This window comes from Streptomyces sp. NPDC046261, assembly GCF_040646235.1.
In the GTDB taxonomy this organism is placed as follows: Bacteria; Actinomycetota; Actinomycetes; order Streptomycetales; family Streptomycetaceae; genus Streptomyces.
Genome location: NZ_JBEYZU010000002.1, coordinates 456042 through 471193 on the forward strand (window position 1 = coordinate 456042; position 15152 = coordinate 471193).

General features: G+C 72.0%; 14 protein-coding genes and 1 pseudogene. 12 read left to right on the top strand and 3 right to left on the bottom strand.

Annotated elements, in window-relative coordinates; all coding sequences use genetic code 11:
* Positions 1-49: 49 nt before the first annotated feature.
* On the top strand, positions 50-871 hold the full coding sequence (locus tag ABZ956_RS06210; protein WP_361887675.1) for an oxidoreductase: 822 nt from the start codon (positions 50-52) through the stop codon (positions 869-871).
* 359 nt (positions 872-1230) lie between these two features.
* On the opposite strand, the gene ABZ956_RS06215 is transcribed toward ABZ956_RS06210, so the two are convergent.
* Positions 1231-2130, bottom strand: a complete 900-nt coding sequence (locus ABZ956_RS06215) for an HAD family hydrolase (protein ID WP_361887678.1) — start codon at positions 2128-2130, stop codon at positions 1231-1233.
* Positions 2131-2581: 451 nt separating this feature from the next.
* Between ABZ956_RS06215 and ssd the strand changes: the two genes are divergently transcribed.
* The 4 genes from ssd to ABZ956_RS06235 are packed head-to-tail and all read left to right on the top strand — an operon-like array spanning position 2582 to position 6562.
* The gene (gene ssd / locus ABZ956_RS06220) at positions 2582-3691 is read left to right on the top strand and encodes a septum site-determining protein Ssd (RefSeq protein ID WP_361887680.1); all 1110 of its coding nucleotides are present in this window, start codon (positions 2582-2584) and stop codon (positions 3689-3691) included.
* Positions 3688-4845: a TadA family conjugal transfer-associated ATPase gene (locus tag ABZ956_RS06225; protein WP_361887683.1), complete on the top strand. Its 1158-nt coding sequence runs from the start codon at positions 3688-3690 to the stop codon at positions 4843-4845. Before ssd ends, ABZ956_RS06225 begins: the two co-directional genes overlap by 4 nt.
* Before the next feature lie 8 nt (positions 4846-4853).
* A complete protein-coding gene (locus ABZ956_RS06230; protein ID WP_361887686.1) occupies positions 4854-5768 on the top strand; it encodes a type II secretion system F family protein in 915 nt (304 codons plus the stop codon).
* A complete protein-coding gene (locus ABZ956_RS06235) occupies positions 5765-6562 on the top strand; it encodes a type II secretion system F family protein (protein ID WP_361887689.1) in 798 nt (265 codons plus the stop codon). Before ABZ956_RS06230 ends, ABZ956_RS06235 begins: the two co-directional genes overlap by 4 nt.
* 37 nt (positions 6563-6599) lie before the next feature.
* Here ABZ956_RS06235 and ABZ956_RS06240 read toward each other — a convergent pair whose 3' ends face one another.
* A complete protein-coding gene (locus ABZ956_RS06240; RefSeq protein WP_361887692.1) occupies positions 6600-6869 on the bottom strand; it encodes a hypothetical protein in 270 nt (89 codons plus the stop codon).
* 76 nt (positions 6870-6945) lie between these two features.
* On the opposite strand from ABZ956_RS06240, the gene ABZ956_RS06245 reads away from it, so the two are divergent.
* From ABZ956_RS06245 to ABZ956_RS06255, 3 genes and pseudogenes are all read left to right on the top strand, one after another.
* Entirely contained in the window at positions 6946-7083 is a 138-nt protein-coding gene (locus ABZ956_RS06245) for a DUF4244 domain-containing protein (protein WP_361887695.1), read from the top strand.
* Positions 7070-7414: a TadE family type IV pilus minor pilin gene (locus tag ABZ956_RS06250; protein ID WP_361887697.1), complete on the top strand. Its 345-nt coding sequence runs from the start codon at positions 7070-7072 to the stop codon at positions 7412-7414. Before ABZ956_RS06245 ends, ABZ956_RS06250 begins: the two co-directional genes overlap by 14 nt.
* Positions 7392-7712, top strand: a pseudogene (locus tag ABZ956_RS06255) (Rv3654c family TadE-like protein); the annotation flags it as partial. The gene ABZ956_RS06250 and the pseudogene ABZ956_RS06255, both read left to right, overlap by 23 nt.
* A gap of 20 nt (positions 7713-7732) precedes the next feature.
* Here ABZ956_RS06255 and ABZ956_RS06260 read toward each other — a convergent pair.
* Positions 7733-10210 carry a DEAD/DEAH box helicase gene (locus ABZ956_RS06260; protein WP_361887700.1) on the bottom strand — a complete coding sequence of 826 codons (2478 nt, stop codon included), beginning with the start codon at positions 10208-10210 and terminating at the stop codon, positions 7733-7735.
* A 54-nt stretch (positions 10211-10264) separates the two neighbouring features.
* Between ABZ956_RS06260 and bldG the strand changes: the two genes are divergently transcribed.
* The 4 genes from bldG (at position 10265) to ABZ956_RS06280 (ending at position 14991) form a co-directional block, all read left to right on the top strand.
* Positions 10265-10606, top strand: coding sequence for an anti-sigma factor antagonist BldG (gene bldG / locus ABZ956_RS06265; protein WP_030367299.1), 342 nt, complete (start codon positions 10265-10267; stop codon positions 10604-10606).
* Positions 10607-10793: 187 nt separating this feature from the next.
* Entirely contained in the window at positions 10794-11267 is a 474-nt protein-coding gene (locus ABZ956_RS06270; protein ID WP_361887703.1) for an ATP-binding protein, read from the top strand.
* A gap of 520 nt (positions 11268-11787) precedes the next feature.
* Positions 11788-14181, top strand: coding sequence for a sodium-translocating pyrophosphatase (locus ABZ956_RS06275; RefSeq protein WP_361887705.1), 2394 nt, complete (start codon positions 11788-11790; stop codon positions 14179-14181).
* Between the two features lie 237 nt (positions 14182-14418).
* Complete coding sequence (locus tag ABZ956_RS06280) at positions 14419-14991, top strand: small secreted protein (protein WP_361887708.1); 573 nt, start codon at positions 14419-14421, stop codon at positions 14989-14991.
* The last annotated feature ends 161 nt before the right edge of the window (positions 14992-15152 follow it).

A 15152-nucleotide genomic window follows, 5' to 3' on the forward strand; every position in this document is an offset into this window, starting at 1 on the left:
GGACCACTCTTTCGAGGGGTGTAGAGCCGAAGTGCGTAGTGTCGTACCCATGAGTACGACAGCCGATCCGCTTGCCGTTCTGGGCTCGCTCCCGGGCGTGGCCGACTCCGTGGACTCCGTACGCAAGGCGGTGGACCGGGTGTACGGCCACCGGGTGATGCGCCGCCGCAGCAACGAGGTCACCTCCGAGGCCGCCCTGCGCGGCGCGCGGGGCTCGGCCGCGCTCTCCGGGGCCGACTGGGCGCTCGAGGAGGTGCGCCGCCGGTCCGACTTCGGCACCGAGGGCGAGCCGCGCACGGTGGGCGCGGCGCTGCGGCTGACTGCCGAGGCCGGCCAATTGCTGAGCGTCTGGCGGCAGTCGCCGCTGCGGGTCCTGGCCCGGCTGCACCTGGTGGCTGCCGGACGGGACCGTCCGGACGAGTCGGTGGGCCGGCCGCGGCTGCCGGGCGAGCCGGTGGTGGAGCCGCTGATCGAGTTGCCGGTGCCGGCGGCGGACGAGGTGTCGGGGCGGCTCGAAGGGCTGGCCGGGCTTCTGATCGCGGGCAGTGAGGCCCCGGCGCTGGTGACGGCGGCCGTGGTCCACGGCGAACTGCTGGCCCTTAGGCCGTTCGGGTCGTACAACGGCCTTGTCGCGCGGGCCGCCGAGCGGATCGTGCTGGTGGGCAGCGGGCTGGACCCGAAGTCGATCTGCCCGGCCGAGGTGGGACACGCGGAACTGGGGCGGTCGGCCTATCTTGCGGCGCTCGAGGGCTATGTGTCCGGGACGCCGGAAGGGGTGGCCGCCTGGATCGCGCACTGCGGCCGCGCCGTTGAACTTGGCGTGCGTGAGAGCACCGCGGTCTGCGAGGCCCTCCAGCGAGGGGCGGCCTGACGGCGCGGCTCCGTAGCGTCAGAAGTCGTCGCGTCGCGCACTGCGCCCGAAACGCGGTGGGAGAGCGACGTCGCGCGGACAACGGTCGTGGGACGACGGTGGCCACTTCGCGCGGACAAGGGTTGCGGCGGTACCCATACTGCTCAGGTACCGCCGCTGGCACGTCCGTCGGGTTACCATGCGTGCACGAAATTTGCCCATCAGGCCGGGTACTTCGCCCGTCACCTGGTGCGGCTGGCCCGTAATCGACGGGTCGGCGTCGCGTGGGTGCCCGACTTTCATGCTGCGGTCCGTGGGGCCTTGGTGCGTGAAGGGCATCCTCCCGGATGTCCCTGGTCTCGCGGGCCGTTAAGTCCTTTCTACTCCTGTCGGCGCGGAAGCGGAAGTCCAAGCCGCAGTTCTTTGCTTTTAGCTGCAAATGCGGGCAATGCGGACTCGGTGCTACGGCGTCGGCTGGCCAACCACATCAGGCCCGCTGTGGCGGCGGCAGCGCCGATCGCGGCGGCCGTGACCAGCGCCGGGCGCGAGGGCATGGGCAGCGAGGAAATTCGTTGTTTAAGCCGAACGGGTCGACTGAAGGAGAGCACGGGCCAGTCGCGGGCGACCGCCTCGCGCCGCAGTGCCCGGTCCGGGTTGACGGCGTGCGGGTGGCCGACCGCCTCCAGCATCGGGATATCGGTCGCCGAGTCGCTGTAGGCGTAGCAGCGAGCCAGGTCGTACCCCTCGGAAGCGGCGAGTTCCCGGATCGCCTCGGCCTTGGTCGGGCCGTAGGCGTAGTACTCGATTTCTCCGGTGAAGACCCCGTTCTCGACGACCATGCGGGTGGCGACGACCCGGTCGGCGCCCAGGAGCTCGCCGATCGGTTCGACCACCTCGGCACCCGAGGTGCTGACGATCACCACGTCGCGTCCGGCGGCGTGGTGCTCCTCGATGAGCGAGGCGGCCTCGTCGTAAATGATCGGGTCGATGAGCTCGTGGAGGGTTTCGGCGACGATCTCGCGCACCTGCTGGACATTCCAGCCCCGGCAGAGCGCGGAGAGATACTGGCGCATCCGCTCCATCTGATCATGGTCGGCTCCGCCGGCCAGGAAGACGAACTGCGTATAGGCGGTGCGCAACGCGGCACGCCTGTTGATCAAGCCGCCTTGGTAGAAGGACTTGCTGAAGGTGAGCGTGCTCGACTTCGCAATGACCGTCTTGTCCAGATCAAAGAAGGCGGCTGTCCGAGGCAAGGAGTGGTTTTCCACTCCGCCGAGCATAGGGGCCCTCCATTCGGCGTAAGCTGAGGCGTGTGGGTTTGCCTGAGAAGGCTCTCGGGTACACCATGGAAGTCACGGATCGTTCGCGACCGTGTCTAACCCGGCCCGACTCCTCCCCCCCCGAGTCGGCCGTGGGGACGACCCCCGCTCTCCCCCCCGGCGGGGGTCGTCGCATGTCCGGATGCGTTTCGGGCGTCGCCATCGGGCCTTCCCCTCCCTCGTGAGCCCTCTCGGGCGCGGTCCCTCACCTCTTGATACCAGTTACGCAGGGTAATCGGTGCGCTGCTCTCCGGAAGTCACCGGTATAGGTGAGCGGGATATTCACAACCGTTGAGTTGTCCACAGTTTTTGACCAAGATCCACACGATTTCCCAGTTCGCTGCACGGTGATTCCCCGCGAGTTCCGCGATGTTCGCGGATGCGAGAGCGCGTAGTGAGAGGGGAGGACACCGTGACCGGATCCAATACATCCGATTGGCCCACTTCCGGGGAGCCGAGGCAGCGCGGCCCGCTGATCGTCACGGAGGACGAAGGGCTGCTCGACGATCTGTTGCGGCTGTGTGCCGCGGCCGGGGCCGTTCCCGAGGTCATTCACGGCAGGCCCGCGCGCAGGGGGAGTTGGGACAGCGCACCCCTCGTCCTGGTCGGTGACGACTGCGCGACGCACATGGCCGGCGCCGCCCGCAGGGAAGGGGTGGTGCTCGTCGGCAAGGACCTCGACGATCCCGGCGTCTGGCGGCGGGCCGTCGGGATCGGCGCCCGAAATGTGGCGCTGCTTCCCGATGGCGAGAGTTGGCTCGTCGACCGCATCGCCGACGCCGTGGAGGGCGTGGGACGGCCGGCCCTGACCGTCGGGGTGATCGGTGGCCGCGGCGGCGCCGGAGCGAGCACCCTGGCCTGCGCCCTGGCAGTCGGAGCGGCACGCGCCGGGCACCGCACGATGCTGATCGACGGGGATCCGCTGGGCGGGGGCCTCGACGTGATGCTGGGCGGGGAACGGGCCGACGGGCTGCGCTGGCCGGCCTTCGCCGACTCGCGGGGCCGGGTGGCCGGCCGTGCGCTGGAGGAGGCTCTGCCCGAACTGCACTCCCTGCGCGTCCTGAGCTGGGACCGGGGCGACTGCGCCGCAGTTCCGCCCGAGGCGATGCGCGCCGTGCTGGCCGCCGCCCGCAGGCGCGGCGGTGTGGTGGTCGTGGACCTGCCGCGGCGCCTCGACGAGACGGCCATGGAAGCCCTCGAACAGCTCGACGTCGGCCTGCTCGTGGTGCCCGCCGAGCTGCGCGCGGTCGCGGCGGCGCATCGGGTCGCCTCGATGCTGGGCATGCTGCTGGGCGACCTCCGGGCGGTGGTGCGGGGCCCATTCGGCTCGGGGCTCGGCGGAGAGGAGATTTCCCGGCTCCTCGGGCTGCCCCTCGCCGGCGAGCTGCCGTTGGAACCCGGCCTGCCGGACGCGTTGAACGCCGGCCGGCCGCCGGGTGGTGGCGAGCGCGGACCGTTGGCACGGTTCAGCGCGGAGTTCTGGGCACAGGCACTCGCCGAAGGCGGAGGTGTGCCGGTATGAGCGCCGCGTTGCTGGACGCCGTACGGCTGCGGCTGGCGGAAAGCGGAGCAGAACCCACGCCCGCGCGGGTGGCGGAGGCCCTGCGCAGGGAGGGGCAGCTGCTCGGCGATGCCGAAGTGCTCGGCGTGGCGGCCAAGCTGCGCTCCGAGCTGATCGGCACGGGCCCCCTGGAGCCCCTGCTCGCGGAGCCCGACGTCACCGACGTCCTGGTCACCGCACCCGACCAGGTGTGGGTGGACCGCGGAGCGGGCCTGCAGCGCACTGAGGTGTCCTTCCCCGACGCGACGGCGGTGCGCCGGCTCGCCCAGCGGCTCGCCGCCATCGCCGGGCGCCGACTGGACGACGCACGGCCCTGGGTGGACGCCCGGCTGCCGGACGGTACGCGGCTGCACGCGGTGCTGCCTCCGGTGGCCGTCGGCTCGACGTGCCTATCGCTTCGCGTCGTGCGGCCCCGTGCTTTCGCGCTGGAAGAACTGGTGGCAGCGGGGACCGTGCCGCCGGGCGGCGAGCGGCTGCTGCGGGCGGTGCTGGACGCCCGGCTGTCATTCCTCATCAGCGGCGGTACGGGCTCGGGCAAGACCACCTTGCTGTCGAGTCTGCTGGGGCTGGTCGCGCCGGATGAACGGATCGTGCTCGCCGAGGACTCCGCGGAGCTGCGCCCGGACCACCCCCACGTGGTGCGGCTGGAGACGCGACCGGCCAACCAGGAGGGGACCGGCCTGGTCACCCTGCGGGACCTGGTGCGACAGGCGCTGCGCATGCGCCCGGACCGGCTGGTCGTGGGCGAAGTGCGCGGGCCCGAGGTCACTGACCTTCTGGCGGCTCTCAATACGGGGCACGAGGGCGGCTGCGGCACGGTGCACGCGAACGCGGCGGCGGACGTGCCGGCCCGGCTGGAGGCCCTGGGGTCCTCGGCGGGCCTGGACCGGGCGGCGCTGCACAGCCAGTTGGCGGCCGCGCTGTCGGTCGTCATCCATCTGGTGCGCGACCACGGCGGGCGGCGGCGCATCGCGGAAGTGCACGTGCTGGACCGCGACCCGGCCGGATTCGTGACGACGGTACCTGCGGCCGTCCGGGGCGTGGACGGCTTCGAGCGGGGCCCTGGGTGGTCCCGGCTGGCGGCGCTGTGCGAGCGCGGCGGGAGCGCCTCATGACCGGCTGGATGCCGACTCCATTGCCGCAGACCGTGACCTGGGGTGTGGCGCTGCTGTGCGCCCTGGCGGTGGCCGGGCTGTGGGTCCGGCCGGGGCCGCAGGTGCGGCGGGCCAGGTTGCTGTTGGCCGGGAGTGGCGGCCCTGCCGGACTGGGTCCGGGCCCTGGTGGTGGCCCCTCGTGGGCGGCCCGGGCCGGGGAGTGGGCCGGGCGCATGGGCCAGTGGGGGCGGGAGAGGCGTGAGCTGCTCTGTCTGCCGCTCGCTTGCGGGGTGGCGCTGGCGGGGGAGTCGGTGCTGCCGCTGATCGCGGGGGCGCTGGCCGTGCCGCTCGTACGGCGTTGGCTCGAGGTGCGGCGGCGGGAGGCCGAGCGGGATCGACGGGAGGCCGCGGTGATCGAGATGTGCGGCACCGTCGCGGGCGAGCTGAGAGCGGGGAGACAACCCGGCGAGGCGATGGCGGGCCTGACGCGGATGGAGCTGGGGCCCGGATGGCCGGCGGTGCCCGCTGCGGCGAGGTTCGGCGGGGACGTGTCCGGGGCGCTGCGGAAGGCCGCGCTCCAGCCGGGAGCCGAGGGGCTCAACGGCGTGGCCGCCTGCTGGCAGGTGGCGGTCGACGGCGGCGCGGGACTGGCCGCCGGCCTGGAACGGGTCGCGGCGGCCCTGGGGGCCGAGCGGGACCAGCGGGACGAGCTGCGGGCCCAGTTGGCGGGCACGAGGTCCACGGCCGTCATGCTCGCGCTCCTACCCGTGCTTGCCCTCGTGATGGGCAGTGCGCTCGGCGCCGGACCGCTGCGGGTGTTGCTGCACACCCCGGCCGGGATCGGCTGCCTCGTCCTCGGCGGGCTGCTCGAGTGCGCGGGAATCGCGTGGACGCGACGGATCGTGCGGGCCGCCGAAGGGCCCGGGAGAGGACGGCAGACGTGAGCGGCGAGCTTGTCCACAGCCTGTGGGCGGCGGCCCTGGTGGTGGTCGCGGCGCTGTGCGTGGCGGTCATCGGTGGCGCATCCCGCCGGAAGAGATTGATGCGGCGCCGGGTGGCCTCGCTGTTCGCAAGACGGGCGCCGCACGGACCCGGGGGCGGCCCGGCCGGATGGCTACGGAGCGCCGTGGCCGCCCGTGGCGGGCGGCCTGCCGTGGCGGTGGGGGTTGCCGCACTGGTCCTCGTCGCCTTCGCCGGAGGCGCCGTCGGGTGCGTGGTGGGGCTCGCCGCCGCATACGGCGTGTGGCACCGGCGGCGGAAGGCGGAGCGGGCGGGCACGGAGGTCTCTGCGGAGGAGGTCGGTTGCCAACTTCCTCTGGCGGCCGATCTGCTGGCCGCCTGTCTGGCCGCCGGTGCGGGGCCCCGGGAGGCCGCCGAGGCGGTCGGGGGTTCGCTGGGCGGACCGGTGGGCGAGCGGCTGGCCCAGGCCGCGGCGGAAGTGCGGCTCGGGGGCGATCCCGGCACGGCGTGGGGGCGGCTGGGAAGTCTCCCCGGGGCTGCCGGTACGGCCCGCTGTCTGGAGAGGGCCCAGGCGACCGGGGTGCCGGCGGTGGAGCCCATGGCGCGGCTGGCGGCGCAGTTGCGCGGCGCGCAGGCCAGGACCGCGGGCATACGGGCCCGGCGCGCGGGCGTCCTGGCGACGGCCCCGCTCGGGCTGTGCTTCCTTCCTGCCTTCCTGACGGTCGGAGTGGTGCCGGTGGTGATCGGTCTGGCTGATGGGCTCGTGCGGGGCGGATGACGGTGAATGACGGCGAGTTTCGGCGAGTTTCGGCGACTTACGCAAGACGGGGAGCAGCGATGGCGACGACGGCAATGGCGACGACAGCAATGTCAACGACAGCAATGTCAACGACAGCAATGGCGACGACGGCGATGACGTCGACGGCGATGGCTCGGGCGACCAGGGCAACGACAGTGATGGCTCGGGCAGCGATGACGAGGACAGCGACGGCTCGGGCAGCGATGGCCACCCCGGCGCCCGCGCCAGCACCAGCGCCGGCCACAACGAAAACCCCCGCCATGGGAAGGGCGAAGGCGCCTGTCACCTCCCGACGTTCACGGCCGCAGCCACGCCTCCGGTCGCGGCTGCGGTCCCGAGGCCGGAGGAGCGGTGACGCAGGGATGACCACGGCGGAGTACGCGGTGGGAACGCTCGCGGCGTGTGCGCTGGCGGCGGTGCTCTACAAGGTCGTCACCAGTGGGGCCGTCAGCTCGGCGCTGCAGCAGCTGATCGTCAGGGCGCTCCATGCGACGTTCTGACAGCGGCTATGTGACCGCTGAGGCCGCCGTGGTGCTGCCGACGCTGATGTTCTGCACCATGGCCCTGCTCTGGGCCCTGATGGCGGCGGCCGCGCAGATCCAGTGTGTGGACGCCGCCCGGGCGGGGGCGCGGGCGGCGGCCCGGTCGGATCCGCCGGCGGTGGCGGTCGCGGCGGCCAGGTCGGCCGCTCCCCGAGGGGCCGAGGTCGGGCTGGCGCGGGAGGGGGACCTGGTGCGGGTGCGGGTCGAGGCCCGGTCGGCGGGGCCGGGGCCGCTGGCCGTGCGGCTGAGCGGGGAGGCGGTGGCCCTTGCGGAGGAGACCGTGCGGTGAGACGGGTTCCGCGACGGTGTGGACGGCGGTCGTGGCGCTGGCGTTCTGCGTGATGTTCGCGGCGATGATGGCGATGGGTCAGGCGGTGCTGGCCCGTCACCGCGCCGGTGGGGCGGCCGATCTGGCGGTGCTGGCCGCGGCCGATCACGCCCTTCACGGCGAGGAGGCCGCCTGCCGCCTCGCCCGTGAGGTCGCCTCGGCCCAGAGGGCACGTGTGGTGCGGTGCGTGGTGGAGGGGGAGTTCGCGGAGGTGGCGGCCGAGGCGCGGACGGGGCCGTACGCGGTGCGGGTGCGGTCCCGCGCGGGCCCCGGCTCCGCTTACGTCTCGCCCGGGGTGCCGTCCGGGGTCTCGTCGGCGGGGGCGGGGGCGCCGGCGAGGAGGCGGGTCAGCAGCCGGATGGCGCCCCTCTTGTCCAGCGGGTCGTTGCCGTTGCCGCACTTGGGGGACTGGATACAGGAGGGGCAGCCGGTGTCGCATTCGCAGGCGGCGATCGCTTCGCGGGTGGCGTTGAGCCAGCGGGCGGCGGTGTGGAAGGCGCGCTCGGCGAAGCCGGCGCCGCCGGGGTGGCCGTCGTAGACGAAGACGGTCGGCAGGAGTGTGTCGGGATGGAGGGGGACGGAGACGCCGCCGATGTCCCAGCGGTCACAGGTGGCGAAGAGCGGCAGCATGCCGATGGAGGCGTGCTCGGCGGCGTGCAGGGCACCGCCGAGGATTTCGGGGTCGATGCGGGCGGCGTCGAGCTGGTCCTCGGTGACGGTCCACCACACGGCGCGGGTGCGCAGGGTGCGGGGCGGCAGGTCCAGCTTGGACTCGCCGAGCACCTCGCCCGTGATGAGTTTGCGGCGGAGGAAGGAGACGACCTGATTGGTGACTTCGACGGAGCCGAAGCACAGGCGCGCGTCCCCCCAGGGGATCTCGGTGGTGGTCTCCAGGATGGAGATGGCGGTGGTGTCGCGGGCCGTCGTCGAGTAGGGCGGATCGGCCTGCTCGACCAGGGCCACCGACTCCTCCAGGTCGAGGTGGCGCACGAGGTAGCTGCGGCCCTGGTGGAGGTGGACGGCGCCCTCGTGGATGGTGGTGTGGGCGGCGGAGGCGTCCACGGTGCCCAGCAGCCGGCCCGTCCCCTCCTCCACGACCTGGACGGGGCGGCCGCCTCCGCCGCGGATGTCGGCGAAGTCGGCGGCGCGCTCGCGGCGGGTCCAGTGCCAGGCGGAGGCGCGGCGGCGGAGCAGCTTGCGGGCCTCGAGCTGGGTGATCACGACCATGGCCTCGGGGCCGAACAGGGACAGGTCGGCCTCGGTGAGGGGTAGCTCCTCGGCGGCGGCGCACAGGTGGGGGGCGAGGACGTAGGGGTTGTCCGGGTCGAGGACGGTGGATTCCACGGGCTGCTGGAAGAGCGCTTGGGGGTGGTGCACGAGGTAGGTGTCCAGCGGGTCGTCGCGGGCGACGAGGACGGCCAGGGCGCCCTGGCCGGTGCGTCCGGCGCGGCCGGCCTGCTGCCACAGCGAGGCGCGGGTGCCGGGGTAGCCGGAGAGGAGGACGGCGTCGAGGCCGGCGACGTCGACTCCCAGTTCGAGGGCGGAGGTGGCGGACAGGCCGAGCAGTTCGCCGGTGTGCAGGGAGCGCTCGATGGCGCGGCGCTCCTCGGGGAGGTAGCCGCCGCGGTAGGCGGCGATGCGGGAGGGGAGGGAGCGGTCCACGGCGGCGAGGCGCTCCTGGGCGATCAGGGCCACCAGCTCGGCGCCGCGCCGGGAGCGGACGAAGGCGACGGTGCGCACGCCCTGGACGGCGAGGTCGGTGAGGAGGTCAGCGGTCTCGGCGGTGGCGGTGCGGCGGACGGGGGCGCCCCGCTCGCCGTGGAGCTCGGTGAGCGGGGGCTCCCAGAGGGCGAAGACGACTTCGCCGCGCGGGGAGGCGTCCTCGGTGATCTCCACGACCGGCACCCCGGTGAGCCGGCTCGCGGCGGTGGCGGGGTCGGAGGCGGTGGCGGAGGCGAGGAGGAAGACGGGGTCGGAGCCGTAGCGGGCGCAGACGCGCCGTAGCCGGCGCAGGACCTGGGCGACGTGGGAGCCGAAGACGCCCCGGTAGCTGTGGCACTCGTCGATGACGACGTAGCGCAGGGCGCGCAGGAAGGAGGCCCATTTGGGGTGGCCGGGCAGGATCGAGAGGTGGAGCATGTCGGGGTTGGTCAGCGCGTAATTGGCGTACTGGCGCACCCACTCCCGTTCCTCTATCGGCGTGTCCCCGTCATAGACGGCGGGCCGGATGCTCTTGCCGAGGGGCGCGGCCAGGTCCCGTACGGCGCGGCGCTGGTCGGCGGCCAGGGCCTTGGTGGGGGCGATGTAGAGGGCGGTCGCGCCCCGGCCGTTCGGGGCCTCGGAGCCGTCCAGGAGGGTGCTCAGCACGGGGGCGAGGTAGGCGAGGGACTTGCCGGAGGCGGTGCCGGTGGCGACCACGGCCGACTCGCCGTGCAGCGCGTGCTCGGCGGTGCGCGCCTGGTGCGCCCAGGGCCGGTCGATGCCGGCCGCCCGGATGGCGTCGATCACTTCCGGCCGGATCTTCTCCGGCCAGGGGGCATGACGTCCGGGACGAGGGGGCAAGTGCTCCGTATGAGTGATGCGTGCAGCCCGGCCCGGCCCGGTGGCGAGTCGGTCGAGGACCGTCCGGGGAGAGGGGTGCACGCCCGCCTCCGGCGGGAGTTGATCGTTGGCCATCGACACCGAGTGTGTCACTGGCGTGACGGACAATGGCGCCAAGGCGTCGTGCGCGCCTGCCGGTAAGTGATTGAATGCCATCGCGGCTGCCGATCCATGGGGGGCGACCGCTCGATGCAAGGTGCTGGAGGATCCGTGGACCTGTCCCTGTCGACCGAGACCGTAGGCGACCGTACGGTTGTCCGGGTCGGTGGCGAGATTGATGTGTACACCGCGCCCAAGCTGCGTGAGCAGCTGGTCGAGCTTGTCAACGACGGCAGCTATCACCTCGTCGTCGACATGGAGGGCGTCGACTTCCTCGACTCCACCGGGCTCGGCGTCCTGGTCGGCGGGCTCAAGCGTGTGCGTGCCCATGAGGGCTCGCTGCGACTGGTCTGCAACCAGGAGCGCATTCTCAAGATTTTCCGTATCACCGGTCTGACCAAGGTGTTCCCGATCCACACCTCGGTCGAGGACGCGGTGCAGGCGACCGACTGACGGCCGCCGGGCGGCAGGGCGGCCGGGTCTTCGACCGGCCGTGGCCGCCGTCCGACGGACAACCGCACAGGCGAACAGCCGTACAGCCACGCCGGGGGGTAACGGGCACGAGGGCCCGTCCCCTCTGCGAGTTCGCCCTTTTCCCGGTGAGGGAAGGGGGCCGGCAGGTAACACCGAGGGGGATGGCATGGCCACCGTCGAACTGCTCTTCAGTGCCCTTCCCGAGCATGTCCGTACGGCCAGGCTCGTGGCGGCCGCGGTGGCGCGCCGGGCCGGGGTCGACGAGGCCGTGCTGGACGAGGTCCGGCTCGCGGTCGGCGAGGCGTGCTCGCGCGCGGTCGGCCTGCACAACAGCCAGGGAATCGCCAGCCCGGTACGGGTGGTGCTGACCGAGGACGAGAAGAAGTTCTCCATCGAGGTCGCCGACGACGCGCCACGGCCCGCCGCCGTGGCGGCGGCGGTCACCGCCGCGGCCAGAGCGGCGGCCGGTGCCGGCGCGCCGTCCGGTACCGCCGTACCGGCCCCCGTGGAGGACAGCGAGGACGACATGGGTCTCGCCGTCATCAGCGGGCTCGTCGACGATGTCGAGGTGACGGCCGACGAGAGCGGGGGCCTGATCCGTATGAGCTGGCCGACGACGCCTGCGTCCCCGCTGCCGTAGTGGTGCTGCCCCCGCTGCTGTAGGCCACCGCGCTTCACGTACCGTAACGGCCGATGGCGCCAGGTGACGGCAAGGGCGAGCCTCGTGCTCCCTCGGGGGAATTGCCGTGAAGCGATGACATTCCGTGCCGCCGGTCGTCCGCATCCCTCGCAATCCCTCGAACGGCCTATCGATCTTCGGCGGTGACCCCGGCGGTCATTGGCGGTCATTCGAAAAGATCATTGCGCCGGGCGCGCCGATCGCGCGGGAAACCTGTGAGCGATGCGCGCGAAGCATCCACAAGGAGCCATAAGCGTCCACGACTCGCCCACGCCTCGCCCGCGAGGTATGCGCCGATCACTTCTGTGATCTTCACCTGCGAAGTCTTATTCCGTTTGCCGTGCTCTGTTTTGATCTCGCCATGCTCCCTACAATCCGTCCATCTTGAGCTCAGGACGCCTGAGCGTGGCGGCTGTTCCTGCGGTTGTCCTTCCGTCGCGGGTCGGCTACGCGCCCATGTGCCAAACGTCAAGGAGGACGAATGGCGGGGCCCCTTACCCCTCAACAGGTGGACTTCACTCAGAAACTCGCGGTCGAGCTGACCGACGGCAATCGCACCCTGGTGATGGTGATCGCCGCAGTGGCGATCGCGGCACTCGCGGTGGCCGTGGTGCTGGTGCGTCAGGTGCTCGCGGCGGGCGAGGGCACCGAGAACATGAAGAGAATCGCCGCGGCGGTGCAGGAAGGCGCGAACGCCTATCTCGCCCGGCAGTTGCGTACGCTCGGCGTCTTCGCCGTGGTCGTGTTCTTCCTGCTCATGCTGTTGCCGGCGGACAACGGCTCGCAGCGCATCGGCCGTTCGCTGTTCTTCCTGGTCGGTGCCCTGTTCTCGGCGGCCACCGGCTATATCGGCATGTGGCTGGCGGTGCGCAGCAATGTGCGTGTGGCGGCCGCGGCGCGGGAGGCGACACCTGCCGAGGGTGAGCCCGAGAAGGATCTGACGGCGGTCTCGCACAAGGCCATGAAGATCGCGTTCCGGACGGGTGGGGTCGTCGGCATGTTCACGGTGGGCCTCGGCCTGCTGGGGGCCTCCTGCGTCGTCCTGGTGTACGCGGCCGACGCGCCCAAGGTGCTGGAGGGCTTCGGCTTCGGGGCCGCGCTGCTGGCGATGTTCATGCGTGTCGGCGGCGGCATCTTCACCAAGGCCGCGGACGTCGGCGCCGACCTCGTCGGCAAGGTCGAGAAGGGCATTCCCGAGGACGACCCGCGCAACGCCGCCACGATCGCGGACAACGTGGGCGACAACGTCGGGGACTGCGCGGGCATGGCGGCCGACCTGTTCGAGTCGTACGCCGTGACGCTCGTCGCGGCGCTGATCCTGGGCAAGGCCGCGTTCGGCGACGCGGGTCTGGCCTTCCCGCTGCTCGTGCCCGCCATCGGGGTGCTCACCGCGATGATCGGCATATTCGCGGTGGCGCCGCGCCGCAGCGACCGCAGTGGGATGACCGCGATCAACCGGGGGTTCTTCATCTCCGCGGTGATCTCGCTCGTCCTGGTGGCGGTGGCGGTGTTCGCGTATCTGCCGTCCACCTATGCGGACTTGAAGGGCATCGGGGACGAGGCGATCCGCGCGCACGGCGGTGACCCGCGGGTCCTGGCGCTCGTGGCCGTCGCCATCGGCATCGTCCTTGCGGCCCTCATCCAGCAGCTCACCGGCTATTTCACCGAGACCAACCGGCGGCCTGTGCGGGACATCGGCAAGACGTCCCTGACCGGTCCCGCGACCGTCGTCCTCGCCGGCATCTCCATCGGTCTGGAGTCCGCGGTCTACTCGGCGGTGCTGATCGCCCTGGGCGTGTACGGGGCGTTCCTGCTGGGCGGCACGTCGATCATGCTGGCGCTGTTCGCGGTGGCGCTGGCCGGCACCGGGTTGCTGACCACCGTCGGCGTCATCGTCGCGATGGACACCTTCGGCCCGGTCTCGGACAACGCGCAGGGCATCGCCGAGATGTCCGGCGACGTGGAGGGCGCCGGCGCGCAGGTGCTCACCGACCTCGACGCCGTGGGCAACACCACCAAGGCGATCACCAAGGGCATCGCCATCGCCACGGCGGTCCTGGCCGCGTCCGCGCTGTTCGGTTCGTACCGGGACGCGATAGCCACGGCCGTCGGCGAGGTGCGTGCCGACCCCGGGGAGCTGGGGCTGAGCCTGGACATCTCGCAGCCCAACAACCTGGTGGGGCTGGTCCTCGGCGCGGCCGTGGTCTTCCTCTTCTCGGGACTGGCCATCAACGCCGTCTCGCGCTCCGCGGGCGCGGTGGTCTACGAGGTGCGGCGGCAGTTCCGCGAGCACCCCGGGATCATGGATTACAGCGAGAAGCCGGAGTACGGCCGGGTGGTGGACATCTGCACCAAGGACGCGTTGCGCGAACTGGCCACGCCCGGTCTGCTCGCCGTCATGGCCCCCATAGCCGTCGGCTTCGCGCTCGGCGTGGGCGCGCTCGGCTCGTACCTGGCCGGCGCCATCGGCACCGGCACGCTGATGGCGGTCTTCCTCGCCAACTCCGGTGGCGCCTGGGACAACGCGAAGAAGCTGGTCGAGGACGGTCACCACGGCGGCAAGGGCAGCGAGGCGCACGCGGCGACGGTCATCGGCGACACGGTCGGCGACCCGTTCAAGGACACCGCCGGTCCCGCGATCAACCCGCTGCTGAAGGTGATGAACCTGGTGGCGCTGCTCATCGCGCCGGCGGTGGTGAAGTTCAGTTACGGGTCCGACGCCAACCGGGGCCTGAGAATCGGCGTCGCGGTGCTGGCCGTTGTCGTCATCGTGGGCGCGGTGTACGTCTCCAAGCGGCGCGGTGTCGCCGTGGACGGTGACGACGGCAACGCCGAGCGGGCGGCGAAACCCGTGGACCCGGCGGTGGTGTCCTGACGGCGTTTCGGCGCGCGGCACGACGGCACGACGGCACGACGGCATGGAAGCACACCGCGGGCACCCGTCCCCGCACGGCCCCGACACCGGCGTCAGGTGCGGCGAACGCCACGCCGAGCTTGGTGCAAATGGCCTTAAAAGGGGGCGCAACGGGTGTCTGCGGTGTGCTTGGCTCCCGGCCCCTGTCGCCTGGACGTGTAAGTTCCGGGGCCGAGAGCCACTGAAGGGACCAATCCGGTGAACAAGAAGCTTGTGGCGGCACTGTCCGGCGGGGCGGCACTTGTCCTGGCGCTGACGGGCTGCGGCGGTGACGACGACGGCAAGAAGAAGCTCGACGACTGGGCCAAGAGCGTCTGCGACCAGATGCAGCCTCAAGTGAAGAAGATCCAGGACGCCAACTCCTCGATCGCCAACGTCCAGAACGAGGAGGACTCGAAGAAGATCCAGCAGACCGACTCGACGGCCTTCCAGGCCAACGCCGACGCCTACAAGGCGCTCGCCACCTCCGTGGACCGCGCGGGCCCGCCGCCGGTCAAGGACGGCGAGACGAGCCAGAAGAACGCCGTCAAGGCGCTCAACGACCTCTCGGGCGCCTACGCCGGGCTGAAGAAGCGGATCGACGGGCTGGACACCGGGGACAAGGCCAAGTTCGCCGAGGGCCTCAAGGGCATCGCCGGCGACATCGGCAAGCTCAGCAGCCGCAGCGACGAGGCGCTCAAGAAGCTGCAGTCCGGCGACGTCGGTAAGGCGATGGCGAAGCAGCCGGGCTGCCAGAAGACGTCGGTCAGCCCCACTCCGACGAAGAAGTGACCCTGGCGGGTCCGGCGGAGAAGTGACTCCGGCCGGTCCGGCCGAGCGGGGACACCGGCGGAGAAGTAAGGCCGACGGAGCCGAGGTTGGTTCCAGCCCGGCGCCGCGCCCGGGGGCGTGGTGCCGGGCTTTCGCCATTTGCCGGTGCCGCCCCCGACAAT